Origin of the sequence: Burkholderia crassaminum, assembly GCF_964265005.1 — a bacterium.
GTDB lineage: Bacteria > Pseudomonadota > Gammaproteobacteria > Burkholderiales > Burkholderiaceae > Burkholderia.
In genome coordinates this window covers 947,272-970,265 of the sequence record NZ_OZ183799.1, presented here as the reverse complement: position 1 = coordinate 970,265, position 22,994 = coordinate 947,272, and the positions used below count along the sequence as shown (strand labels likewise).

The 22,994-nt window shown below is 63.7% G+C and carries 24 protein-coding genes; 6 read left to right on the top strand and 18 right to left on the bottom strand.

The window, feature by feature from the left end:
• Window position 1 precedes the first annotated feature (1 nt).
• From ACPTTF_RS04400 to rfbB, 6 genes are all read right to left on the bottom strand, one after another.
• Window positions 2-967 (bottom strand): NAD-dependent epimerase/dehydratase family protein, encoded by a 966-nt coding sequence (locus ACPTTF_RS04400; protein WP_423371845.1) that lies wholly within the window; start codon window positions 965-967, stop codon window positions 2-4.
• Window positions 964-1,812, bottom strand: a complete 849-nt coding sequence (locus ACPTTF_RS04395) for a glycosyltransferase (protein WP_423370381.1) — start codon at window positions 1,810-1,812, stop codon at window positions 964-966. Before ACPTTF_RS04395 ends, ACPTTF_RS04400 begins: the two co-directional genes overlap by 4 nt.
• A gap of 388 nt (window positions 1,813-2,200) precedes the next feature.
• The gene (gene rfbD / locus ACPTTF_RS04390; protein WP_423370380.1) at window positions 2,201-3,112 is read right to left on the bottom strand and encodes a dTDP-4-dehydrorhamnose reductase; all 912 of its coding nucleotides are present in this window, start codon (window positions 3,110-3,112) and stop codon (window positions 2,201-2,203) included.
• Between the two features lie 93 nt (window positions 3,113-3,205).
• The gene (rfbC, locus tag ACPTTF_RS04385) at window positions 3,206-3,757 is read right to left on the bottom strand and encodes a dTDP-4-dehydrorhamnose 3,5-epimerase (RefSeq protein ID WP_423370379.1); all 552 of its coding nucleotides are present in this window, start codon (window positions 3,755-3,757) and stop codon (window positions 3,206-3,208) included.
• Window positions 3,742-4,635, bottom strand: coding sequence for a glucose-1-phosphate thymidylyltransferase RfbA (gene rfbA / locus ACPTTF_RS04380; RefSeq protein ID WP_423370378.1), 894 nt, complete (start codon window positions 4,633-4,635; stop codon window positions 3,742-3,744). Before rfbA ends, rfbC begins: the two co-directional genes overlap by 16 nt.
• Window positions 4,636-4,646: 11 nt before the next feature.
• A complete protein-coding gene (gene rfbB, locus ACPTTF_RS04375; protein ID WP_423370377.1) occupies window positions 4,647-5,708 on the bottom strand; it encodes a dTDP-glucose 4,6-dehydratase in 1,062 nt (353 codons plus the stop codon).
• 342 nt (window positions 5,709-6,050) lie between these two features.
• Here rfbB and ACPTTF_RS04370 point away from each other — a divergent pair, with 342 nt between their 5' ends.
• On the top strand, window positions 6,051-6,890 hold the full coding sequence (locus tag ACPTTF_RS04370) for a symmetrical bis(5'-nucleosyl)-tetraphosphatase (RefSeq protein ID WP_423370376.1): 840 nt from the start codon (window positions 6,051-6,053) through the stop codon (window positions 6,888-6,890).
• Between the two features lie 47 nt (window positions 6,891-6,937).
• Here ACPTTF_RS04370 and ACPTTF_RS04365 read toward each other — a convergent pair whose 3' ends face one another.
• The 8 genes from ACPTTF_RS04365 to ACPTTF_RS04330 form a co-directional block, all read right to left on the bottom strand.
• A complete protein-coding gene (locus ACPTTF_RS04365; RefSeq protein ID WP_423370375.1) occupies window positions 6,938-7,795 on the bottom strand; it encodes a lysophospholipid acyltransferase family protein in 858 nt (285 codons plus the stop codon).
• 19 nt (window positions 7,796-7,814) lie between these two features.
• The gene (locus tag ACPTTF_RS04360; protein WP_423370374.1) at window positions 7,815-9,092 is read right to left on the bottom strand and encodes a dihydroorotase; all 1,278 of its coding nucleotides are present in this window, start codon (window positions 9,090-9,092) and stop codon (window positions 7,815-7,817) included.
• Window positions 9,093-9,144: 52 nt separating this feature from the next.
• Window positions 9,145-10,176: an aspartate carbamoyltransferase catalytic subunit gene (locus ACPTTF_RS04355; protein WP_006476735.1), complete on the bottom strand. Its 1,032-nt coding sequence runs from the start codon at window positions 10,174-10,176 to the stop codon at window positions 9,145-9,147.
• A gap of 73 nt (window positions 10,177-10,249) precedes the next feature.
• A complete protein-coding gene (gene pyrR, locus ACPTTF_RS04350; RefSeq protein ID WP_423370373.1) occupies window positions 10,250-10,762 on the bottom strand; it encodes a bifunctional pyr operon transcriptional regulator/uracil phosphoribosyltransferase PyrR in 513 nt (170 codons plus the stop codon).
• Complete coding sequence (gene ruvX / locus ACPTTF_RS04345; protein WP_423370372.1) at window positions 10,749-11,198, bottom strand: Holliday junction resolvase RuvX; 450 nt, start codon at window positions 11,196-11,198, stop codon at window positions 10,749-10,751. Before ruvX ends, pyrR begins: the two co-directional genes overlap by 14 nt.
• Window positions 11,195-11,773: a YqgE/AlgH family protein gene (locus ACPTTF_RS04340; protein WP_011351143.1), complete on the bottom strand. Its 579-nt coding sequence runs from the start codon at window positions 11,771-11,773 to the stop codon at window positions 11,195-11,197. Before ACPTTF_RS04340 ends, ruvX begins: the two co-directional genes overlap by 4 nt.
• A 182-nt stretch (window positions 11,774-11,955) precedes the next feature.
• On the bottom strand, window positions 11,956-13,257 hold the full coding sequence (locus tag ACPTTF_RS04335) for a hypothetical protein (RefSeq protein WP_423370371.1): 1,302 nt from the start codon (window positions 13,255-13,257) through the stop codon (window positions 11,956-11,958).
• A 104-nt stretch (window positions 13,258-13,361) separates the two neighbouring features.
• Window positions 13,362-13,532, bottom strand: coding sequence for a rubredoxin (locus tag ACPTTF_RS04330; RefSeq protein WP_004186709.1), 171 nt, complete (start codon window positions 13,530-13,532; stop codon window positions 13,362-13,364).
• Window positions 13,533-13,786: 254 nt separating this feature from the next.
• Here ACPTTF_RS04330 and ACPTTF_RS04325 point away from each other — a divergent pair, with 254 nt between their 5' ends.
• The 4 genes from ACPTTF_RS04325 to ACPTTF_RS04310 all read left to right on the top strand — a co-directional run bounded on the left by ACPTTF_RS04325 (window position 13,787) and on the right by ACPTTF_RS04310 (window position 16,620).
• A complete protein-coding gene (locus ACPTTF_RS04325) occupies window positions 13,787-14,653 on the top strand; it encodes a hydroxymethylpyrimidine/phosphomethylpyrimidine kinase (RefSeq protein WP_166957093.1) in 867 nt (288 codons plus the stop codon).
• 400 nt (window positions 14,654-15,053) lie between these two features.
• Window positions 15,054-15,536 (top strand): Hcp family type VI secretion system effector, encoded by a 483-nt coding sequence (locus ACPTTF_RS04320; protein WP_423370370.1) that lies wholly within the window; start codon window positions 15,054-15,056, stop codon window positions 15,534-15,536.
• Between the two features lie 15 nt (window positions 15,537-15,551).
• A complete protein-coding gene (locus tag ACPTTF_RS04315) occupies window positions 15,552-16,166 on the top strand; it encodes a peptidoglycan recognition protein family protein (RefSeq protein WP_423370369.1) in 615 nt (204 codons plus the stop codon).
• 4 nt (window positions 16,167-16,170) lie between these two features.
• Window positions 16,171-16,620 carry a hypothetical protein gene (locus ACPTTF_RS04310; RefSeq protein ID WP_423391150.1) on the top strand — a complete coding sequence of 150 codons (450 nt, stop codon included), beginning with the start codon at window positions 16,171-16,173 and terminating at the stop codon, window positions 16,618-16,620.
• Between the two features lie 109 nt (window positions 16,621-16,729).
• Here ACPTTF_RS04310 and groL read toward each other — a convergent pair whose 3' ends face one another.
• From groL to ACPTTF_RS04295, 3 genes are all read right to left on the bottom strand, one after another.
• A complete protein-coding gene (gene groL / locus ACPTTF_RS04305; RefSeq protein WP_096472611.1) occupies window positions 16,730-18,370 on the bottom strand; it encodes a chaperonin GroEL in 1,641 nt (546 codons plus the stop codon).
• 46 nt (window positions 18,371-18,416) lie between these two features.
• The gene (locus tag ACPTTF_RS04300; protein WP_026044985.1) at window positions 18,417-18,710 is read right to left on the bottom strand and encodes a co-chaperone GroES; all 294 of its coding nucleotides are present in this window, start codon (window positions 18,708-18,710) and stop codon (window positions 18,417-18,419) included.
• Between the two features lie 985 nt (window positions 18,711-19,695).
• Entirely contained in the window at window positions 19,696-20,502 is an 807-nt protein-coding gene (locus ACPTTF_RS04295) for a response regulator transcription factor (RefSeq protein ID WP_423371844.1), read from the bottom strand.
• A 762-nt stretch (window positions 20,503-21,264) separates the two neighbouring features.
• Between ACPTTF_RS04295 and ACPTTF_RS04290 the strand changes: the two genes are divergently transcribed.
• The gene (locus ACPTTF_RS04290; RefSeq protein ID WP_166957085.1) at window positions 21,265-21,948 is read left to right on the top strand and encodes a GntR family transcriptional regulator; all 684 of its coding nucleotides are present in this window, start codon (window positions 21,265-21,267) and stop codon (window positions 21,946-21,948) included.
• Window positions 21,949-22,115: 167 nt separating this feature from the next.
• Here ACPTTF_RS04290 and ACPTTF_RS04285 read toward each other — a convergent pair whose 3' ends face one another.
• A complete protein-coding gene (locus tag ACPTTF_RS04285; RefSeq protein ID WP_423370367.1) occupies window positions 22,116-22,994 on the bottom strand; it encodes an EAL domain-containing protein in 879 nt (292 codons plus the stop codon).

Sequence of the window (22,994 nt, the reverse complement as noted above, 5' to 3'; positions counted from 1 at the left end):
TTCAGCGCGCCTCCCCGCGAAGTTCACGACGCCCGCGGGCGGTTTGCGCCAGGCCCTCTTCACAGCTGAAGGGCGGCTGCCAGCCGAGATCCTGCCGGATTGCGGCGGTATCGAGCCGCAGCGGATCGACGAGCCGGCGCACCGTCTCGGTCCGCCCGGTCACGCGCGCCGCCAGTTGCAGCAGGCCGACGGGAACGTCGATGAGGCGCGCCGGCTGCCCGAGATGACGCCCCAGCGCCTCGATCAGCTCGCGCACGGTCAGGGTTTCGCGATCCGCCACGTGATAGACGGACCGGCATGCGCCCGTGTGTTCCGCCAGCGCCAGCAACGCATCGGCGAGGTTGCCGACGTAGACCAGGCTGCGCGGCGCAGATGCCCGTCCGAGCGGCAGCGGCGTACGACGCGCGACCGCCGACATCAGGCGTTCGAAGTTGCCTGCGACACCGGGGCCGTAGACGAGCGGGCAGCGCACGGACACGCCCTCCCGCTGATAAGAGGCGGCGAGCGCCGCCAGCGCCTCCTCGGTCTCGCGCTTCGACACGCCGTATGCATCGAGCGGCCGGGGCGTGTCGCTCTCGCACAGGGGCCGGCCGGCATCGCGCTCGGCCAGCGCCTTCACGCTGCTCATGCTCACGAACCGGCGGCAGCCGTGCCGATAGGCCGCCTCGGCCAGCCGCAGCGTGCCGTCGACGTTGGTGCGGCGATACGCGTCGAGCAGTTGCGCCTCGTGGCGCCCGAACTGATGCACGCGCGCCGCCGTGTGCACGACGGCATCGATCTCGCCGGCGGCCCATGCGTCACCGACCGATACGAAATCGGGCTCGGGCGACACCCATTCGCGCACGCCGGGCAGGCCGAGGCCCGCACGGCGGACGAGTGCCGTCACGTCATGACCGCGCGCCACCGCCGCGGCGCACACCACGCGCCCGACAAATCCATTCGCACCGGAAACCAGAATGCGCATCAGATCCACCGCCAGCCAAAACGGTTGTAGAACTGGATCGCCGACGCGACGAACAGCCGGATATGCAACCATCCCTTCCTGGCCGCCCCGCCTCCGAAATGAACGATCCGGACGCGCGGCGAATAGACGATCCGCGCCACCTCGGCCGTCCGGAGGCTGAGGTCGTAGTCCTCGAAGTAGAGAAAATAGCGCGGGTCGAAGCCGGCAAGCTTCCGCAACACGCTGCTTCGATAAAACATGAAGCAGCCGCTCACGATGGCGGGCCCCCAGACATCTTCGGCCGTGCCGCACTCTTCGCGCATTTCATAGCGCTCCAGGCGCCCCTTGAACAGGCGGCGGATCGATTGCGGCGCAAAGCCGCGCAACAACAGGTCAAGGACTTTCGGATAACGGCGGCACAGGTACTGGATCGACCCGTCCTCGCCGCGAACCTCGGGAACGACCAGGCCGATTTCCGGATGCGCGGCCATCAATTCGATCGCAGCCGTCAGCGTATCGCGCTGGCACAGCACGTCCGGGTTCAGGACGAGATGGAAAACACTGTCGCTGCGCTCGATGGCGAGATTGTGCCCCCGGCCGTAACCCACGTTTCCGTGACCGCGCAGCACTTCGAAGTCGACGCCGGCCTGCTCGAGGCGCTCCCGCCATGCTTGCGAAACCTCGCTGTCACCGTTGTCGACGAGATAGAACCTCGCCAGCCGCTCGCACTCAGCCGCCTGCGGGGTGTCACGCAACGCCAGCAGCGAATCGAGCAGGGTCGACAGCGTACGCTCGAGCAGCACCCGATCCGGTCGATACGCGACAACGGAAATCGAGAGCAGATAGCTGAGCGACGAAGATCGAGTCATTGAGCAGATTGTGGTTTCGCTGTTTACACCTTACTGCCACCACCTGTCATGCGAATCCGCTCGGGAAGACCTCGCCAGGTCACAGCAACTGAGAGATGGTACTGAAGGTGGGCAGGGAAATATTATCAAGTTGTAAAAATTGCCCGCGCCGCCGCCAACCAGGATGAACGCAACGGTCAGCCCCTTGCGGACGCGCTCGCCGGAGGAAAACCGGCACACCCGCGCGCAACCTTGGCCATGCCGCCTTTGCCGTGACAATCAGGCCCGGGCGCCGACTCGCCAGCGCAGCATTATAAATGAGCAGGCCTGTTACAGATTGTTGCGGCGGAACATATTGTGTCATCTGTATGATGCCACCCTGTTTCGGACAATAGCGGGTGGGCGCCGGTCAGGCGAAGCCGGGTTCCTGCAAGCAGCGCGCCAGCGAATCCTCCCACGACGGCGCGCGCAATCCGAACACGCGGGACAGCTTGTCGCCCGACAATCGCGAGTTGCGGGGACGCGCCGCAGGCGTCGGATATTGATCGCTCGTGATCGGATGCACGGCGACGCGGTCCAGGCCCGCGCGGGCGAAAATGGCCTTGGCAAAGCCATGCCACGACGTTTCGCCGCCATTCGTCAAATGATAGATCCCGGCGTGCTCGTGCCACCAGTCGCGCTGGCCGCCACGATCGGCGCAGTAGCGGGCCAGGACATGGCCGGTCAGTGCGGCAATCGTGCCACTCCACGTCGGCGCGCCGATCTGGTCCGCGACGACGTTCAGTTCGTCGCGTTCGCGCCCTAGCCTGAGCATCGTCCCGAGAAAATTCTTTCCCGTTGCCCCGTACACCCAGCTCGTGCGGAATACCAGGTGATCGCCGCCGACGGCCGCAATTGCCTGCTCGCCAGCAAGCTTGGTGCGGCCATAGACATTCAGCGGGCCGGTCGGGTCGTCCTCGCGGAACGGCTGATCGCCGTGCCCGTCGAACACGTAATCCGTCGAGTAATGAACCAGCAGCGCACCGGCACGCGCAGCCTCCTCGGCCAGTATGCCAGGCGCGTCGCCATTGATTTGCCGCGCCGCCGCTTCGTCGCTTTCCGCGCGGTCGACTGCGGTGTACGCCGCCGCGTTGACGATGACGGCTGGGCCGATGTCGCGCACGACGCGACGAATCTGGTCCGGATCGGCAAGATCGAGGCCGCTGCGGCCGAGCGCGACAACCGGCGCCAGCCCTTGCAGCGATCGCGTCAACTCGAAGCCGACCTGTCCATTGGCGCCGGTCACGAGAATCGGCTGCGTTACACGAAACGAATCATTCATGGCATTCAGAATTGAGTGGCGCCCCGGCGGGTGCACGTTGCCCGATCCGGCCGGCGAATCGGACTGCCGCCGCGGCAACCGGCCCCTGCACGCTCACGCGTAGACTTCCGCATCGGCGAGCCGCCGGCCCGCCGCGTCTTTCGCGGCGAGAACCGGCTCGCCGTCGAACGGCCATTCGATCCCGATGTCCGGATCGTTCCAGACAATGCTGCGCTCGTGCTCGGGAAACCAATAATCGGTCGTCTTGTAGAGGAACTGCGCGGACTCGGACACCACAAGGAAGCCATGCGCGAACCCCGGCGGCACCCAGAGCTGCCGATGATTGTCGGCGGACAGCGTCACGCCGACCCACTTGCCGAAGTTCGGCGAGCTGCGGCGCACGTCGACCGCGACGTCGAACACCTCGCCTTCGACCACGCGCACGAGCTTCCCCTGCGCATGCTGGAGCTGATAGTGCAGCCCGCGCAGCACCCCGCGCACCGAACGCGAGTGATTGTCCTGCACGAACTCGATGCCCGGTCCGACCTGTTCGGCGAACTCCTGGGCATTGAAGCTCTCGTAGAAGTAACCGCGTGCGTCGCCGAACACCTTCGGCTCGACGATCTTGACTTCCGGCAGTGCCGTTGCTGTTACCTGGATGGCCATGCGACTTGATCGGAAAGAATGTGTTGGAGATATCGCCCGTAGCTGTTTTTCGACAGCGGTGCGGCGAGCTTGCCCAGTTGCTCGGCGTCGATCCACTTCTTGCGGTAGGCGATCTCTTCCGGGCAGGCGACGACGAGGCCCTGGCGCTTCTGCAGCGTCGCGATGAACATCGCCGCATCGATCAGTGAGTCGTGCGTGCCGGTGTCGAGCCACGCATAGCCGCGCCCCATGATCTCGACGTCGAGTGCGCCGTCGGCGAGATAGCGCGAGTTCACGTCGGTGATCTCGAGCTCGCCGCGCGGCGACGGCTTGATCTCCGACGCAATATCGCACACGCGATTGTCGTAGAAGTACAGGCCCGTGACCGCGTAGTTCGAGCGCGGCTTGGCCGGCTTTTCCTCGATCGACAACGCGCGGAAATCCCGGTCGAATTCGACGACACCGTAACGCTCGGGATCCTGGACGTGATACGCGAACACCGTTGCGCCGTTCGTGTTTTCGTCGGCCCGCTCGAGCTGCTTCGCGAGATCGTGCCCGTAGAAGATGTTGTCGCCAAGGATCAGTGCCGACGGATCGTTGCCGATGAACGACTTGCCGATGATGAACGCCTGCGCGAGCCCGTCCGGCGACGGCTGCACCGCGAACTGGATATTCATCCCCCATTGACTGCCGTCGCCCAGCATCGCTTCGAAGCGCGGCGTATCGTGCGGCGTCGAGATGATCAGGACATCGCGGATACCCGCCACCATCAGCGTCGACAGCGGGTAGTAGATCATCGGCTTGTCGTACACCGGAAGGAGCTGTTTCGATACGACATGCGTAATCGGATACAGCCGCGTGCCCGAGCCGCCGGCGAGAATAATGCCTTTACGTGCCATCGATCAGACCCTCACGTGCGTTGCGCGTAATTGGTTTCGACCCACTTGCGGTAATCACCCGACGCGACTTCGTCCACCCATGCCTGGTTGTCGAGATACCAGCGCACGGTCTTCGCGAGCCCCGTCTCGAACGTTTCGGCAGGCTTCCACCCGAGCTCGCGCTCGAGCTTGCGTGCATCGATCGCATAGCGGCGGTCGTGACCCGGGCGATCCGTCACGTACGTGATCAGATCGCGGTACGAGCCCGTCGCCTTCGGCCGCTCCGCATCGAGCAGGTCGCACAGCGTATGTACGACGTCGAGGTTCTTCTTCTCGTTCCAGCCGCCGATGTTGTACGTCTCACCCGGCACGCCGCGCGCGAGCACTTCGCGGATCGCGCTGCAGTGGTCGCCGACGTACAGCCAGTCGCGCACGTTCTGGCCATCGCCGTAGACCGGCAGCGGCTTGCCCGCGAGCGCATTCGCGATCATCAGCGGAATCAGCTTCTCCGGGAACTGGTACGGTCCGTAGTTGTTCGAGCAGTTCGTCGTGAGTGTCGGCAGGCCGTACGTATGGTGATACGCACGCACCAGATGATCGGAGCCGGCCTTCGTCGCCGAATAGGGGCTGTTCGGCGCGTACGGCGTCGTCTCCGAGAATTGCGGATCGGTCGCGGACAGCGAGCCGAATACCTCGTCGGTCGACACGTGCAGGAAGCGGAATGCTGCCTTGTCGGCATTGTTCAGGCCGTTCCAGTGCGTACGTGCCGCTTCGAGCAGCGTAAACGTGCCGACGACGTTGGTTTGCACGAAATCGGCCGGCCCGTGAATCGAGCGGTCGACGTGGCTTTCGGCGGCAAAGTGGATCACGGCCCGCGGCTTGTGCTCGGCGAACAGCGCATCGAGGGCCGCGCGATCGCAGATGTCGACCCGGGCGAACACATGATCCGGATTCCCGTCCAGCGGTGCCAGCGTACGCAGGTTGCCCGCATAGGTCAGCTTGTCGATGTTGAGCACCGCCTCGCCCGAAGCGTCCATCCAGTCGAGTACGAAATTGGCACCGATAAAACCCGCGCCGCCGGTAACCAGGATCATGAAACTTCCTCTAGTAATAATGTGCGGTGCGCCTGGCAGACGCTCATCGCACTTCTTGTCATGTCACAGTGGCCAAGTCTCGGCCGATCAGGCCCGGCATTTTAACCGGTCGCCATGACCGGCAAAGTCACGTGATGTTAATTTCGGAGCGAAAATGTCAATTATAGGAATCCAGCCGGCGCCAACTCCATGCCGCTAACAACTTGATACAGCGACCGGGCCCCTTGCGCGGCGGCTCATCGGCGGTCCGGTGCCCAGCCCGATGCGGAACAATGATTGCGCCGCACCGGTGTCCAGCGGCCTTTCTCCCTTTTCACCCCGATTCGTCACGATCCGACCCTCATGCTTCCGACCCCCATCGCCATCGGCGACATCCAGGGCTGTCATTCCGCTTTCCAGGCGCTGATCAATAAGCTTTCAGCGCCTGCCGACACTCCACTGTGGATCGCCGGCGACGTCGTCAACCGCGGCCCGGACTCCCTTGCCGCACTGCGTGCGCTCGTCGACCTCGGCCCGCGCGCAACCGCCGTGCTCGGCAATCACGACCTCCACCTGCTCGCGGTCTCCGCCGGCCTGCGCACCGAACGCCCGGGCGACACCATCGGCGAGATCCTCGACGCACCCGACGCCGATGCCCTCCTCGACTGGGTCCGCCATCGTCCGTTCGTTCATGCGGAAAACGGGATGCTGCTCGTGCATGCGGGCGTGCTGCCGCAGTGGGATGCCGCGCTCGTGCTCGAACTCGCCGACGAACTCCAGCGCGCGCTGCGCGCGCCCGACTGGCGCGACACGCTGCAGAAGCTGTACGGCAACGAGCCGAATCAATGGAGCCCGGACCTGAAGAAACGCGACCGGATGCGTGTCGCGTTCAACGCATTCACGCGCGTGCGCTTCTGCACGCCCGACGGTGCGATGGAATTCAAGGCAAACGGCGGCCCCGACAGCGCGCCGCCCGGCTACCTGCCGTGGTTCGACGTACCGGGGCGCCGCACGGAGGACGTGACGGTCGTGTTCGGGCACTGGGCCGCGCTCGGCCTGATGCTGCGCGATAACGTGATCGCGCTCGATTCGGGATGTGTATGGGGTAACCAGCTGTCAGCCGTGCGGCTGACGGCCGATCCGGCGCAGCGCACGGTCACGCAGGTGCAGTGCGAAGCGTGCCGCGCGCCGGGCGGAGAGTGATGAGAGGCTGATTCGCGGGGCCGGGAGGTGCGTCGGCCCCAAACGCGTCAGCCCTCGCGCCCCGGCACGGGCTGGTCGGCCGCCCCGTCGCCTGCCGCACCGGCGCCGATTTCGGTCGCCGGATACGCATGCCTGGCCAGTTCCGCGAGCGATTCGGCCGTCGGCTTGTCGACATTTGCCTGCAGCGTCGCGAGCGCGGCCGCGATCGCGTCGCGCGCCGCGGCGGACGTCGTCCGCCGGTCGCCGCCCGGCGCGATCGGCTCGCACACGTAGAGATGCGCGACGATCGGGCCACCACGCAACACCATGTCGAGCGACTTGCCGAGCGCCAGCTCGCCCGTGTAGGCGGGCGCGACCGACTGCCGCCGCTGCGCGTCCTCGTACATCAGGCAGATCGGCTGCACCGCGCAGCCGGCCGATACCGCGGCCTGGAACAGGTTCGCATGGAACGGCAGCAGTTCCTGCCCGTCGGTCGTCGTGCCTTCCGGAAACACGCACATCAACCCGCCGTTGCGCAGGCGCTCGGCCATCTCGTGCATGACCCGCATTGCCTCGGTGCGCTTCTCGCGCTGCAGGAACACGGTGTCGAGCTTCTCGGCAAGCCAGCCGACGACCGGCCATTGTCGCACCTCGGCCTTCGACACGAACGGCGTCGGCCGCCACGCGTAGATCGTGTAGATGTCGAGCCAGGACACGTGATTGCCGACCACGAGCGCGCTCGCGTCGAGCCGCGCGTCGTCGTTATGGACGACGAGGCGCATCCCGCAGATCCGCAGCAGCTTGAGCGACCAGCGGCGCGTCATCTCGGCACGCCGCGCGGGCGTGACGTGCGAAAAACGCAGCGCGACGATCGCCATGCCGCGCAACAGGTGAAAGACGAGACGCAGCTTGCGAAGGGCAATCATGGCGAAGGTCCGGCGTGGTTCAGGGGCGCTCGAACGCGATCTGCCCGGCGACGAGCGTCGTGCGCACGCAGGCGGGCAGTTCGTAGCCGAGGAACGGCGAGTTGTGGCCCTGGCTCTTCAGCGCACGCGGCTCGACACGCCAATGCGCGCGCGGGTCGAACACGCACAGGTCGGCCGCGCCGCCTTCGGCGAGGCGACCGGCCGGCAGCTTCAGCACGTCGGCCGGCGCGGACGTGATGCGGCGCAGTGCCTGCGCCAGCGGCGTACGCGTCTCGTCCGCCCACTTCAGCGTGAGCGACAGCAGCAGTTCAAGCCCCGTCGCGCCCGGCGTCGCTTCGCCGAACGGCAGCAGCTTCTCGTCGTCGTCGACCGGCGTGTGGTCGGAGCAGATCGCGTCGATCGTGCCGTCGGCGAGCGCCGCGCGAATCGCTTCGCGATCGCGCTCGCTGCGCAGCGGCGGATCGAGCCGGAACTGCGAATCGAAGTAGCCGATGTCGACGTCGATCAGGTGCACGTGATTCACACCGACGTCGCAGGTCACGGGCAGCCCCTCGGCCTTCGCTTCGCGCACGAGCGCGAGGCCGGCAGCAGACGACAGCCGCGCGAGGTGCACGCGTGCGCCGGTCACGCGCATCAACTCGAAGATCGTGTGCAGCGCGATCGTCTCGGCCGCGACCGGTACGCCCGACAGCCCGAGCCGCGACGCGAGCGGGCCGCTCGCGGCGACGCCGCCGCGGCCGATGAACGCGTCGAGCGGGCGCAGCCACGTGGTGTAGTCGTAGGTGCTCGCGTACTGCAGCGCGCGCAGCAGTACCTGCGTGTCGCGCACCGGCACGTTGGCATGCGTGAAGCCGACGCAGCCGGACTCGGTCAGCGCGACCATCTCGGTGATCACCTCACCCTTGAGGCCGACCGTCAGCGCGCCGAGCGGATGCACGTTCGCCTGGTGCAGGTTGCGCACGCGGTACTTGAGCATCTCGACGAGGCCCGGCTCGTCGAGCACGGGATCGGTGTCCGGCGGGCACACGAGGGTCGTGACGCCGCCCGCGACAGCCGCGGCCATCTCGGACGCGAGCGTCGCCTTGTGCTCGTAGCCGGGCTCGCGCAGCCGCGCGCACAGGTCGACGAGGCCGGGCGCGACGATCTGGCCCGCTGCGTCGATGGTCTTCTCCGCGTTGAAACCGGCCGGCGCGGTGCCGAGCGCGGCGATCTTGCCCGCCGCAACGAAAACGTCGGCCTGCCGCTCGGTGCCGGCGACCGGGTCGATCAGCGTGCCGCCTTTGATATGAATCTTCATGCGCTGTCTGTGAATGCGTTGATTGCGTGAATAAGGATGCGCGAAAGCGGGCTCAGTCGCTGTTGCCGGCGACGATGCCCATCACCGCCATCCGCACGGCGATGCCGAACGTGACCTGGTTGAGGATCACCGACTGCGGGCCGTCGGCGACCTGCGAATCGATCTCGACGCCGCGGTTCATCGGGCCCGGGTGCATCACGATCGCGTCGGGCGCGGCGAGCGCGAGGCGCTCGGGCGTCAGGCCCCAGGTCTTGAAGTATTCCTGCGCCGACGGCAGCAGCGCGCCGCTCATCCGCTCGTTCTGCAAGCGCAGCATGATGATCACATCGACGCCCTTCAACCCTTCGTCGAGGTTGTGGAACACCTTCACGCCCATCTGCTCGAGACCGCCCGGCAGCAGCGTGCGCGGGCCGATCGCACGCACTTCCGGCACACCGAGCGTGGTGAGCGCGTGGATGTCGGAGCGCGCGACGCGCGAATGCAGGATGTCGCCGACGATCGCCACGCGCAGCTTCGTGAAGTCGCGCTTGTAGTGACGGATCGTGTACATGTCGAGCAGGCCCTGCGTCGGGTGCGCATGGCGGCCGTCGCCGGCGTTGATCACGTGCACGTGCGGTGCGCAGTGCTCGGCGATCAGGTACGGCGCGCCGCTCGACGCGTGGCGCACGACGAACAGGTCGGCATGCATCGCCGACAGGTTGTTGATCGTGTCGAGCAGCGATTCGCCCTTGCTCGTCGACGACGCATTGATGTTCAGGTTCAGCACGTCGGCCGACAGGCGCGTCGCGGCGATCTCGAAGGTCGTGCGCGTGCGCGTCGAGTTCTCGAAGAACAGGTTGAACACGGACTTGCCGCGCAGCAGCGGCACCTTCTTCACTTCACGGTCCGTCACGCTGACGAACTGCTCGGCCGTATCGAGGATGTGGTTGACGATCGAGCGCGGCAGGCCCTCGATCGACAGCAGGTGCTTCAGCTCGCCGTTTTTCGTGAGCTGCGGGTTGCCCTTCAGGAAGCCGTAGCGGAACCGGTCGGGGCTCGCGGCCGCAGCGGGATTGCCGGTGCGGCCAGTGGTGTCGGTGGTCATGGTATGCGTGATTCCAACTATGCAAACGGGCCGCGGTGCAAACCAGCGGCCCGGGATACGGTTCGCGTGTCGTTCAGGCGCCGTGCGCCTCGACGCGCAGCGTGAACTGCGCATCGTCGCGCGCGAGCACGAGCGTCGCGCCAGCCGGCACGTCGAGCGCGCCGCCCGCGAAGCGCGCGGCGACCGGCAGCTCGCGGCCGCCGCGATCGGCGAGCACCGCGAGTTCGACTGCAGCCGGACGGCCGTAGTCGAACAGCTCGTTGAGCGCCGCGCGCACGGTGCGCCCGGTGTACAGCACGTCGTCGACGAGCACGATGCGCGCGCTGTCGATCTCGAACGGCAGCGACGTCGGGCTGGCCTGGCTGTGCAGCCCCTTTTTCGCGTAATCGTCGCGGTGCAGCGCGACGTTCACGACGCCGAACGCCGGCGCACCGAGATCGCGCGCGAGGCGCTCGGCCAGCCATGCGCCGCCGCTGTGAATGCCGGCGAGCCGCGGGCCGCCCGGTTCGGCGAAAGCCGTGCCGTACGCGGCGCGAATCTGGTCGAGCAGGACGCGGTAAAGCGCCTCGGCGTCAATGGTGCTCATGGTCGGACAATTGATCGAGATACTGTTGAAGAATGACGCGTGCCGCCTCGGCATCGAGCATCTCGGCCCGTGCACGGCCACGCACGTTGCGCTCGCGCAGCCCGGCCTCGGCCTCGACCGACGAATAGCGCTCGTCGACCCACGTGACGGGCAGCCCGAAGCGGCCGTTCAGCTGGTTGCCGAAGCGCTTCGCCTGCTGAGTCATGTCATGCGGCGTGCCGTCCGGATGCATCGGCAGGCCGACGACGAGCGCGTCCGGCCGCCATTCGGCCAGCAGGTCGCCGACCGCCTTGAAACGGTGTTCGCGGTTCAGGTTCTGGATCACGACGAGCGCACGGGCCGAGCGCGTCAGCGCATTGCCGATCGCGACGCCGATACGTTTTTCGCCGTAGTCGAACGCGAGCAGTGTCGCATCGCGCACGCTCGTGCCACTCATGCGTGCCCTGCTTCGCCGGACAGCATCGACGAGCTGACGCCGAGCAGGCCGAGTGCGGCTTCGAAGCGCTCTTCGGCCGGCGTGTCGAACACGATGCGCGGATCGGCGGCCACGGTCAGCCAGCCGTTGCGGGAAATTTCTTCCTCGAGCTGCCCTGCCCCCCAGCCCGCATGGCCGAGCGTCAGCAGGAAGCGTTTCGGGCCGGTGCCCGTCGCGACCGCCTCGAGCACGTCCTTCGACGTGGTCATCTCCAGCCCGCCCTCGACGGACATCGACGAGTTGTAGCTCGCGCCCTCCACCGGTTCGTGCAGCACAAAACCGCGCTCGGTCTGGACCGGGCCGCCGAAGTACACGGGAATGTGCAGCAGCGGCTCGATGTCGAGCTTCAGGTCGATGCGGTTGAACAGCGATTCGAGGTCGATGTCGGTAGGACGATTGATGACGAGGCCGAGCGCACCGCGCTCGCTGTGATCGCAAAGATAGACCACCGTTCCCGAGAACGTCGGATCGGCCATGTTCGGCATGGCGATCAGGAACTGGTTGGTGAGATTGATGCGATCGGAAGGCTTTGACATGGTTTGAATTTTAGCAAAGACGCCGCGACCTGACCGGGCCGCGATCAACAAGCAACGCCGCGCCACGCTGGCAACGGCGCGCGCGGATCACACGGCACTCTAACACGCGCGCGGGCGCTGTCGAGAGCGTGTTGCAGGCCCGCGCGACAAGGGCCGCCGCCGCATGTTCGCCCCCTCGTTCGTCAGGCCCGGCCGAGCGCCGCGCCGAGCGCCCCGGACGCCGCGGTGAGGTCCGGCGGCGCCACGCCGGCCGCAATCTTCAGCAACGCCGCGCGCAGCATGTCGGACGCGTGGCCGTGCGCATCGAGGCCGCCGTCGCCGAGCGGCACGCCGTGCGCCGCACGCCGCCACGCCAGGCCCAGCGTGTCGGCCAGGAGCGCCGCATGACCGAGCCCGAGCGCGCACGCGGCCGTACCGACCCGGTAGGCGGCACCGGACGCATGCCATGCGGCCCCCGCGTCGGCCGCGGCCGGATCGGCCGCGAGGTCGGCCATCGACGCATCGGCCGTCTGCAGGAAATCCTCATAGGCATGCGCATTGACCGTCACGACGCCGAGCGCGCGGGTCGGCGCGGCGGAAACCGCTTCGTGCTCGGCCCGGGCGGCATCGGCCTCCCACAGCGCTTCGGATGCGGGCGTGCCGGCGACGTGCCAGTCGACCGTCAGCCCGTAGTCGTGCAGCACGTCGACGAGCGCGACATCCTCGGCCGCGGCGCCGAACAGCGCGAAATCGCGCCACAGCAGCGCCACCGTCTCGCGCACGAGTTCGGGCGGCGCACTGCGCCGGCCCTGCGCGTGCTCGCCGAGCAGCAGGTTCGTCCGCGCGAGAAAGCGCTTCAGCTCCGGCGCGCCGCTCGCACGCAGCGCGCGCACACACGCGGCCGCGAGCCGCCAGAAATCGTAAGGATCGTCGTCGGTGAGCGCGGCCAGCATCGCATCGAGTTCATCGAGTGCCGCATCGGGCGCGCCGCGTTCCGCGCGCAGTACGCCAAGCAGCGCCTGTTCGTAGCGGGCACGGATCCGGGTCGCGAACGCATCGGGCAGCGCGCGCAGCGTGGCCGGCGGCACCGCCCGGCCGACAAGCGCAAGCGCGTCGAACGGCGCACTCGCGCGCAGGTCGGCAGCGCTTTGTGCACGCAACGCACGGAAATGCCCGAGGAGAACGGGCGAGCAGGCGAGCTCGCGCAGGTTGTGGCGGCCGACGGCTGCACGGAAATCGTGCAGCGCGGCACGCCAGCCGGCCGAAGTCGGCTCGACGGCGACGAGCGGCACGGCGGCCGACAACTGCCCCGCGAAACGCGCGGCCGGCAGCCAGCCGGCTTCCGCCAGCACGGCCGCCGCAGCGGACAGCGGCGCGGCTGCGTCGTCGCGACGGCCGAACGCGTCGGCGGCCGCCGCAAGCCATGCGTCGGCCGCGCGCACGGCCCCGCCGCGCGGGTTGGGCAGTGCGTCAGGGTGGGGAACGTTCGCCGGTTCGGGCCTCATGGACACGCGCGCCTGTCATCGTCAAGTCGCTCGCGCAAGCCTCGACGCGCGAGCGCCGGGCCGGTGCGAGGCCTGAGCGGTGTGTCCGTGGGCCGACGGTCCGGTCAGATCTGGACCATCTCGAAGTCTTCCTTGCGGGCGCCGCATTCAGGGCACGTCCAGTTGATCGGGACGTCTTCCCAGCGCGTGCCCGGGGCAATGCCCTCTTCCGGCAGCCCGGCTTCTTCGTCGTAAATCCAGCCACAAATCAGGCACATCCAGCTCTTGTATTCCATCTTAAGCCGCGTCGGGAAAGTCGGTAAATTCGGGAGCCATGATGGTACCGTGTCGGGGCCGGACTGCCTAGCAATCGCGCTGGAGTAAGGCAACTACGTTGCGCTGCGCTAAAAAATCCGTCGTGCGGGCCGGATTCCGCCGCATAATGGCTGAAAAGTGCGGCCTGCCGGGCAACACAGGGCCGAAAACGCCCATTTCGCCTCGCCGCCCGCACGTCCGTCGCTTTTCCGTTTTTCTCTTGCCCCATTTTTACATGTCCAGCAACGCCCCTCCGATCGTCCTCACCTTCGGCCTGTCCGATCCCACCGGCGGCTCCGGCCTCCAAGCCGATCTGATGACCCTGGCGAGCATGGGCTGTCACGGCGTGTCCGTCCTGACGGGCTACACCGTGCGCGACTCGGCCGCCTGCGACGAAGTGACCGGCCTCGATCCCGACGTGGTCGCCGCCCAGGCGCGCATGCTGCTCGAAGACATGCCGGTTGCGGCGTTCAAGATCGGCGCGGCAACGCGCGCGGAAGTCGTGAGCGCGATCGCCGAGGTCGTCGCCGACTACGACGGCGTGCCGCTCGTGCTCGCGCCGGACTTCACGCTCGACGACGAACACGTGCTTGCAGCCGACGACCTGCGCGAATCGATCGCCGACCTGCTCGCGCCGCAAACCACGCTGCTGGTCGCCGACTACGCAACGCTGATCGCACTCGCGCAGCCGGACGGCGACGCCGAGGCGCCGAATCTCGACGCAGCCGTGTCGCACCTGCTGTCGCAGGGCTGCGAGTACATCCTGTCGTCCGAGGCGGGCTCGCACCGGCTCGTCAACACGCTGTACGGCGAGGAAGGCCAGCTCCGCGAAGATATGTGGGATCGCTCGCCGCACCGGCTGATGGGCATCACCGATACGCTGGGCGCGGCCATCGCGGCACTGCTCGCGAACGGCCAGGAACCGCCCGAAGCGGTTCGTGAGGCGCAGGAATATCTGTACCAGGCCGTGCGGGACGCGTTCCGGCCCGGCATGGGTGCGTACCTGCCCGACCGGTTCTTCTGGGCGCGCAGCAACGAGGACTCGGACACGCCGCCGGCAGTGAAGGCCGACCCGGTGCCGAGGACGTCGCACCGGCATTGAGTCACCTGGAGCGCGTCGGCGCTTGAGCATTTGAGCGCTCGAACGCCGGCCGCCCTTCTTGTCATCTCGGCAGTACACGTCCCGCATCGGCGAATCGACGCTGACGCACGCAACACACCGACAACGACCGTCGGCTCGCCCCCTCGCCTCCCAATCTTCGGTTTCCCGTGCGGCCCGAGAGCCGATCCATCGGCCCGCGCAATCCCGCCCAGTCAGTCGCCGCTGCCGAATCCGCGTTCGCGCCAGCCCGACTCGTATCGATTCTCGGCTGACCAATGAATTAACGTCGTACTTTTCAACGTCCAGGCTCGCCGAAAATCGAACTGATCCAATAGATTGGCCGCCACGCGCAATGCTAGGGTTCATTTCATTCAAAGTGACCGATGCAAAGGAGCAAGCGATGGCGCAGGACATTTTCCTGAAACTGACCGGCATCAGAGGCGAATCTCGAGACGCCACTCATCCAGACGAGATCGAGATATTGGCGTGGGATTGGTCGGCCGACCAACCACTTACCGCACGCTCGGGTACAGGCAACACTGGAGGCAAGTGCACGGCCAACGATCTGACCATCGAGCATTATGTCGATCGCGCATCGCCGATCCTCATGCTGCATTGCCTGAAAGGGAATCACATCGAGAACGCCGTGCTGATAGCGCGCAAGGCCGGCGGCATGCCGCTCGAATACCTGAAGATCACGCTGGATGACGTCCTGATCACGCGAATCCATTCGGTTGCCAATTTGAACATGGCTCGACCACGAGAAGAGATCCAACTCTCATTCGCCCGCATCCGGCAAGAGTATGTCGCTCAGAGCGCCCAAGGCGGCAACGGCGGAACGGTCACTGCGGGATACGACATCAAAACCGGCAACGCAGCCTGAGTATCGGAGGTAGTCATGCTTTTCGTTTCGAAGCAAGGCCATGTCGATGCCGAACGCGTGATTCTCAAAATATATTCATCCATCGAACGAGGGCCGATGGAGCACGTGAATGGAATCGTCGTCCATCAAACTGGAGGCGCCACCGCGTCGAGTACTTTCAATAGCTACGGCAACACCGCACATGTACCGAACGGCGCCCATTTCCTGATCGACAAGGATGGAACGATCTATCAAACCGCCTCCCTGAACAGAATCACCAATCACGTCGGCAAATTGCAGTCACGTTGCATCACCACCCTCAAGTGCTCTGCTGCGGACCTCAGGGCGGCAAGGCGCGCGTATCAGACCGGCCCCGCCGCATCCCATCGCCACGAATCCCGTAAAGCGTTTCCGGACCGCTATCCATCCAACTCGGACGCAATCGGAATCGAGCTTGTCGGCATGTACTATCCAGATGAAAAAACCGCAGAACCTGTCTACGAAAGCGTCACAACCGAACAAAATGCATCGCTCAAATGGCTGGTTCGTGAATTGTCCGAGACGCTGAAAGTCGAGATGAGAGAGGTCTATCGGCACCCGGAAGTCGGGCGCAAGAACGCGACCGAAGCAAGTACCGCACGGTGGGAGTGACGCCATGGATCTAGCGAGATGCGTCTTCGCCGTTGCGTTGTGCGCCCCGATCGCCATCAGCCAGGCCCGAGGGGTAAGCACCGTGACAGTCGAGCAATCCGGCCAGACGTCAGCCCCGGACGATCGACTGACCAGGGACGCATGCAGGAACTTCACGCCAACCGTCGACCAGTTGAAGCGGTTCTTTTCCAGAGCGGCGCCGATTGACGGCAAGTTTGTTGCCGAAGATTACTACTCGCCCTGCCATTCGAGCGGCACCGTATCGTTCCCGGACGGCAGTTCGGCGAGATGGCGCGTTTATTCCAGCGGCACCGCGTCACTGACATGGGCATCGAATGGCGCCACGGCCTATCTCTACAACGGCCGCCACAACGGCTGGCACGACCCATTCGCGTGCAGTTACGGTCTTCACGATGAAGACGACGACGCTTCGTGCTACCTGCCGGGCTTCTGATTCCGATCGCCCGGCGCACGCATAAAAAAAGACCCGCATCGCTGCGGGTCTTTTCTTTTGGCTGGAACGCGCATCGCTGCGCGCTCCGGACACCATCGACCGAAGTCGATTACATGTCCATGCCCATGCCGCCCATGCCGCCCGGCATGCCGCCAGCCATCGGTGCATCTTCCTTCGGCAGTTCTGCAACGGCTGCGTCCGTCGTCAGCAGCAGGCCTGCAACCGAAGCTGCGTTCTGCAGTGCGGTGCGCGTGACCTTGGTCGGGTCGACGACGCCGGCTTCGACCATGTCGACGTACTCGCCCGTCGCTGCGTTGTAGCCGTAGTTGCCCTTGCCTGCAGCAACTGCCGCCACCACGACGCTGGCTTCTTCGCCGCCGTTCGTGACGATCTGACGCAGCGGCTCTTCCATTGCACGCAGCACGATCTTGATGCCGGCGTTCTGGTCGGCGTTCAGGCCGGTCAGGCCTGCGATCGCGGTGCGAGCGCGGATCAGCGCAACGCCGCCGCCTGCCACGATGCCTTCTTCCACAGCTGCGCGCGTTGCGTGCAGTGCGTCTTCGACACGTGCCTTCTTTTCCTTCATTTCGACTTCGGTCGCAGCACCGACCTTGATCACTGCTACGCCGCCGGCCAGCTTGGCCACGCGCTCTTGCAGCTTTTCACGGTCGTAGTCCGACGTCGCTTCTTCGATTTGCGCGCGCACTTGCTTCACGCGTGCTTCGATGTTCACGGCTTCGCCTGCGCCGTCGATGATCGTCGTGTTTTCCTTGCCCACTTCGATGCGCTTCGCCTGGCCCAGTTCTGCCAGCGTTGCCTTCTCGAGCGTCAGGCCGGTTTCTTCCGCGACGACTTGACCGCCGGTCAGGATCGCGATGTCTTCCAGCATCGCCTTGCGACGATCGCCGAAGCCCGGTGCCTTGACCGCGACGGTCTTCAGGATGCCACGGATGTTGTTGACGACCAGCGTCGCGAGCGCTTCGCCTTCGACGTCTTCAGCGATGATCAGCAGCGGACGGCCAGCCTTTGCGACTTGCTCGAGTACCGGCAGCAGGTCACGGATGTTCGACACCTTCTTGTCGTGCAGCAGCACGAACGGGTTGTCGAGGACGGCGACTTGCTTGTCCGGGTTGTTGATGAAGTACGGCGACAGGTAGCCGCGGTCGAATTGCATGCCTTCGACGACGTCGAGTTCGTCAGCCAGCGACTTGCCGTCTTCGACGGTGATCACGCCTTCCTTGCCGACCTTGTCCATCGCTTCAGCGATGCGATCGCCGATCGACGAATCGCTGTTCGCCGAGATCGAGCCGACCTGTGCGATTTCCTTGTTCGTCGTGCACGGCTTGCTGATCTTCTTCAGCTCTTCGACAGCCGCTGCGACTGCCTTGTCGATGCCGCGCTTCAGGTCCATCGGGTTCATGCCCGATGCGACGTACTTCATGCCTTCGCGAACGATCGATTGCGCGAGGACGGTTGCCGTCGTCGTGCCGTCGCCTGCGTTGTCGCTGGTCTTGGAAGCAACTTCCTTGACCATTTGCGCGCCCATGTTCTGGAGCTTGTCCTTCAGCTCGATTTCCTTCGCGACCGACACACCGTCCTTGGTGACCGTCGGGCCGCCGAAGCTGCGCTCGAGCACCACGTTGCGGCCCTTCGGACCCAGCGTGACCTTGACTGCGTTGGCGAGAATGTTCACGCCTTCGACCATCTTCGAACGGGCGGAATCGCCGAATACGACGTCTTTAGCTGCCATCTTCTAACTCCTTGAATTCTTGGGAATATGTACCGTCGAGGAACGCTTAGTTAGCGTTGACCACGGCCATGATGTCTTCTTCGCGCATGACCAGCAGTTCCTGGCCGTCGACCTTCACGGTCTGGCCTGCGTACTTGCCGAACAGGACGCGATCGCCGACCTTCACGTCGAGCGCGATCGGTGCACCCTTGTCGTCACGCTTGCCCGGGCCAACCGCGAGGATCTCGCCTTGATCCGGCTTTTCAGCAGCGGCTTCGGGGATCACGATGCCCGAGGCGGTCTTGGTTTCCTGATCCAGGCGCTTGACGATCACGCGATCGTGCAAAGGACGAAGGTTCATATTCACTCCTCTCTTGACTGAGATTGAAGAACGCTTAGGGAATCTGCCCGGCAAATCGCCCGGCAGAGAATTGTTAGCACTCTCGTGCAGCGAGTGCTAATTATATGGACGGGTTTTGACAAATTCAAGAAGGGGCGCCGGAGGAATTTTCGGGGCGGCGAGGGGCGCCCGGCGCTGAGCTTCGATCGCTTGAAATTGAACGTGACGCGACGCGGAAGAGGCAGGATGCGCGAAAATATATCACGCAAAAACAATGACTTAGAAAAAACACGTGCGCCGGCGGCGGTATTCAGGAGGATACCGAGAGTCGCCTGTTCGGTCCGTCGCCGTGGCTATGCAGCACCGGCCGCGACACCTCGGGGATTCCCGTACATCCCCAGCGAGCCCTGTCAGAACAAATGGGGCGCAAGCGTGTGACGACGATCAAGGCGCGGAAGCTCGTCACGACGCCCTCGACGGAGGATTGGAGCAGTTTGTCGTCTTGTCACGCCGCAATCGACGGTTGACGGGCAGCCTTGTACTGCCCCATCGACCACACGTAGTCGGAAGGACGAGTGTCACCTCCCGAGCGACGTCGGCCGGTCAACCATGAGAAAGCCCCCCAAAAACCACCTGTAGGCAAGATGGTCAAAATGCGCTGCCGTGCGAGAGCCGTGCACCGGACCGGGTCGTGACATCGGGCACCTCCAACCGATCGCGCTCCGATTCGAACGTCCCGCGCCGACGCACGTCGCCCCCCTTTCATTTCGCCGAGCTTGCTGCGTCCACGATCAAACTTCTGCCCCGCAACATCGGGGCGCTCGCACCGATCCTTCGCCAGCCCGCCCCGAATCTTGGCGCCGTGCAAGATCCGAACGATCCGGTCGTCGACAGATCAACCATCAAGTTCGTCTTGTCGCAGGGTCAAGTCACGAGGATGTCGCTCGTCAAATCGTCACAAGGAGCCTCTCGAATCACTTTCACTCCCCCCCATTAGCCGGACGAATCACGCGGCATTTTTGAAGCAACTCGGAAGCGGCTCCTGCAGTTCAGCCATCGCACCCCGTGCGACCTGCCCAGGGGCCATGAAATTCCCCGCCATCGAGAAATCGTCGACCATATCGAGCCGATAACCGTGCGTATACACCGCGCTCAATTGAAAGCCGTTTTCCGGACGAAGCGCCAATTTCTGACGAAGTCGATAGATATGCGTGTCAAGGCTCCGCGACGTGCCATCCAGTGCCCGCCCCCATGCCAGCGTCGACAAGAAATCTCGGGAAACCACGCTTCCGAGATTATTGAACAGGCAATTCGCCAAGGAAAATTCCTTCGCAGTCAAATCAATGTTTTTACCGTGCAGGGTTATCGTGCGCATCAGCGGATTCACAACATACGCCCCAACCTCGACTCTATTATCGGCCTTTTTATTGCGACCATTTCGACGCAGCAGCGCATTGATTCGAGCTACCAACTCGATCTCACGAAATGGCTTACCTATGTACTCATCGGCCCCGGCATCCAGCGCAGCGGCAATATCCGCCTCAAGTGTTCTCGCCGCCAGAAATAACACGACGGGCGCGTCCCCAAGATTAGCTCGAATCCAGTGCAACAAATTCAGACCACTGGCATCCGGGATTCGCCAGTCAAGCACCACGAGCTCCACCATTTTCCTTCTCAGAAACTGAACGGCTCGCGCACTATCGCACGCCACTGAAATTTCCTGATTTGACCCTCGCAGCGCCTGTTCAAATGCTGACGCCTGACCTGGATCTCCTTCCACTAACAAGATGCTCATAAAACCCCCAGCCTTCATCGACACGATTAATTTTCAGACCACTCCAATCGATCGCCCGAATACACAAACACAAATATAATATTTTTTAACAACTGCCGAGCGATTGAAATCCTCCTCACTCAAACCTCAACATCAATTCAACTTACAACAAAACCAATTCAGCGCGACACAACAATACCCGAGCAGGCACCTGCACATTGTTGCGTGCATTCTCATATCGATAAAATCAAATCCGGCGCTCTTCGCTCTTTATTTCAAACAGCACGTGCTCGGCAACGAGCGCGGAAGTCTTCCTGCACCCATTGAAATTCTCCACGAGCAGATAGCCGGTCTTTTCGTCCCTATTTCGCGCATGATGCCGACTTTGCCCGTCGACAATTCCCCCGGAGCCCTGCGGCTGCAATCACGCAGGCGAACACCCATTCGCGAATGTTGCATGCGATTCCGATGAAGCAGCACTCACCAGTGCCAGCAGATGATCACGAGAATGCCAGGCACTCTGGCACTTATGTCAGCGACGCCCATGCCGACCTCGGTCACGGTCAGCGAGCCCGGCAGATCTATCGGCATCTGGCACGACGCCGCCTTGTCTTCAACCCCACTCATCCAGCAAGCATGTCACTCAGATGTTACTAACATATCAGTAGGATATCGACACGACTGCCGAAGGTCAAAACGGGTAAACCCGCTCGCCAACCTTGACCCCTTTAGCAGCGAGTTGAAAACGGGGGGTGACCGGACTAATATGTTAGTAATATTTTTTGCTGGATCACCGGACACATGAACGGACTGACGGGTAGCACCCTTGCCGAACAGGCTCATCAAAAACTCGAAGAACTCATCGTGACGCTGGAGCTTGCGCCCGGCAGTGTCTGGTCGGAGGCATCGCTCGCGGAGAAGCTGAATACTGGAAGAACGCCGGTTCGCGAGGCCGCACAACGATTGGCTGCTTCGCATCTGCTTCAAATCGTGCCGCGTCACGGCATCATGATCACTGTTCCGAACATTCATGATCAGTTGCTCGTGCTCGAAACGCGCCGTGAACTCGAGCGGCTTATCGCACGGCGCGCTGCACGGCGTGCATCGCCCGAGGAGCGCGAGCAGATCCGCAGCGTCGTTGAAAAACTCGACGCGGCAGGTGAATCACAAGACGTTGTCGCCTATTTGAGAAGCGTATATACGGCCAATCAGCTTATCGCGCAGTGTTCGCGAAATCGGTTCGCCGCCGAGGCTATCGCACCGTTACATGCGCTGTCCCGGCGCTTTTACTTCATGTATCACAAACGGTTGAATGATTTGCCGTCGGCAAGTCTGCAGCACACGAGGGTCGCGCGTGCAGTAGCTGATGGTGACGAGCGGGAAGCCGAACTCGCGTCAGACATGATGATGGACTACATTGATGCATTTACGCGGGACTGCTTTACCCTTGATTTTGAACCGCATCATTCGCGAGTTGCGGTCTGACATGCCTTCGATGAATTGAGCACACCCGCAGCCGGCTATATATCTTGCAAACTCGGTCGCGCGCGTAGCGATGTCGGCGCAACACCGTCAATCTCGATAAGACATCGTGGAAATCCTCTGGTCGTCGGTCCGCAGCGCCGAGCAAGACGCCGACAACCACGCCTCGTTCAACACGGAATGCCATGCTGCTCAATCAGCCCGTCTATCTGCTCCTCGCGGACTGGCTCGGATATGTAATATCCCTGGCATTCGATTTGCGTCATTTCCTTCAACCACGCGAACTGAGCCTCGGTTTCGACACCTTCGATCACGACACGCTTCTTCAAGCGGTGCCCGAGTTCAACGAGCATTTCCACCATAGCCCGTGATTCGATGTTCTCGTGAATATCGAGCATAAAGGATCGATCCAGCTTGAGCGTGTCTACTGCCAGGCGATGCAATTTTGTCAGTGACCAACACCCTGAACCAAAGTCGTCGATTGCAACACTCACCCCCATGTTCCGGATCGAGGTTATGGCCGTTGCCAGTGTCTCGATTGGACCTGGATCGATTGATTCCGTAAGCTCAATTTGAAAATTCTCGGCTCGAACCGCATAAGAATCGAGAATAAAAGACAAACTTTTTCCCACTCCCGGCCGCGTGATTTCACGAGCAGGCAAATTGACAGACAGCGACAAACCACCGTATCCGAGAGCCGCCCAACTAGCAAGCACCCGCGCAGACTCCGTCATGACGTAATCAGTGAACTGGCTCGTCAGGTACGACGCTTCGACAAGATCAATGAATACCGATGGCATCAACACGCCATGTTCCGGATGATGCCAGCGTATCAAGGACTCGAACCCGGACAGCAATCCGGTCTCAAGGCGGAGCTTTGGCTGATAAACAAAGAAGAACTCTTTCCGGGCCAGCCCAAGCTCCGCGTCGTCGACAAGATCATCATAGTTGCGGTGCATTGCCGTATTGTCCAAAGCGATCTCCAATGCACGCACATCAGATTTTCCAGTGCCTGCTGACACAACCGTCCTGTCGCCCGGGCTTTCCAT

Coding starts and splice junctions, on each gene's coding strand:
- ruvX (WP_423370372.1), bottom strand. CDS start 11,198: ATGAGTGGCACGAGCGTGCGCGATGCGACACTGCTCGCGTTCGACTAC.
- ACPTTF_RS04360 (WP_423370374.1), bottom strand. CDS start 9,092: ATGAAGATTCATATCAAAGGCGGCACGCTGATCGACCCGGTCGCCGGC.
- ACPTTF_RS04370 (WP_423370376.1), top strand. CDS start 6,051: ATGCTTCCGACCCCCATCGCCATCGGCGACATCCAGGGCTGTCATTCC.
- ACPTTF_RS04330 (WP_004186709.1), bottom strand. CDS start 13,532: ATGGAATACAAGAGCTGGATGTGCCTGATTTGTGGCTGGATTTACGAC.
- rfbC (WP_423370379.1), bottom strand. CDS start 3,757: ATGGCCATCCAGGTAACAGCAACGGCACTGCCGGAAGTCAAGATCGTC.
- ACPTTF_RS04310 (WP_423391150.1), top strand. CDS start 16,171: ATGGATCTAGCGAGATGCGTCTTCGCCGTTGCGTTGTGCGCCCCGATC.
- rfbB (WP_423370377.1), bottom strand. CDS start 5,708: ATGATCCTGGTTACCGGCGGCGCGGGTTTTATCGGTGCCAATTTCGTA.
- ACPTTF_RS04395 (WP_423370381.1), bottom strand. CDS start 1,812: ATGACTCGATCTTCGTCGCTCAGCTATCTGCTCTCGATTTCCGTTGTC.
- ACPTTF_RS04320 (WP_423370370.1), top strand. CDS start 15,054: ATGGCGCAGGACATTTTCCTGAAACTGACCGGCATCAGAGGCGAATCT.
- pyrR (WP_423370373.1), bottom strand. CDS start 10,762: ATGAGCACCATTGACGCCGAGGCGCTTTACCGCGTCCTGCTCGACCAG.
- ACPTTF_RS04315 (WP_423370369.1), top strand. CDS start 15,552: ATGCTTTTCGTTTCGAAGCAAGGCCATGTCGATGCCGAACGCGTGATT.
- rfbD (WP_423370380.1), bottom strand. CDS start 3,112: ATGAATGATTCGTTTCGTGTAACGCAGCCGATTCTCGTGACCGGCGCC.
- ACPTTF_RS04300 (WP_026044985.1), bottom strand. CDS start 18,710: ATGAACCTTCGTCCTTTGCACGATCGCGTGATCGTCAAGCGCCTGGAT.
- ACPTTF_RS04290 (WP_166957085.1), top strand. CDS start 21,265: ATGAACGGACTGACGGGTAGCACCCTTGCCGAACAGGCTCATCAAAAA.
- ACPTTF_RS04285 (WP_423370367.1), bottom strand. CDS start 22,994: ATGGAAAGCCCGGGCGACAGGACGGTTGTGTCAGCAGGCACTGGAAAA.
- rfbA (WP_423370378.1), bottom strand. CDS start 4,635: ATGGCACGTAAAGGCATTATTCTCGCCGGCGGCTCGGGCACGCGGCTG.
- groL (WP_096472611.1), bottom strand. CDS start 18,370: ATGGCAGCTAAAGACGTCGTATTCGGCGATTCCGCCCGTTCGAAGATG.
- ACPTTF_RS04335 (WP_423370371.1), bottom strand. CDS start 13,257: ATGAGGCCCGAACCGGCGAACGTTCCCCACCCTGACGCACTGCCCAAC.
- ACPTTF_RS04355 (WP_006476735.1), bottom strand. CDS start 10,176: ATGACCACCGACACCACTGGCCGCACCGGCAATCCCGCTGCGGCCGCG.
- ACPTTF_RS04340 (WP_011351143.1), bottom strand. CDS start 11,773: ATGTCAAAGCCTTCCGATCGCATCAATCTCACCAACCAGTTCCTGATC.
- ACPTTF_RS04295 (WP_423371844.1), bottom strand. CDS start 20,502: ATGAAGGCTGGGGGTTTTATGAGCATCTTGTTAGTGGAAGGAGATCCA.
- ACPTTF_RS04325 (WP_166957093.1), top strand. CDS start 13,787: ATGTCCAGCAACGCCCCTCCGATCGTCCTCACCTTCGGCCTGTCCGAT.
- ACPTTF_RS04365 (WP_423370375.1), bottom strand. CDS start 7,795: ATGATTGCCCTTCGCAAGCTGCGTCTCGTCTTTCACCTGTTGCGCGGC.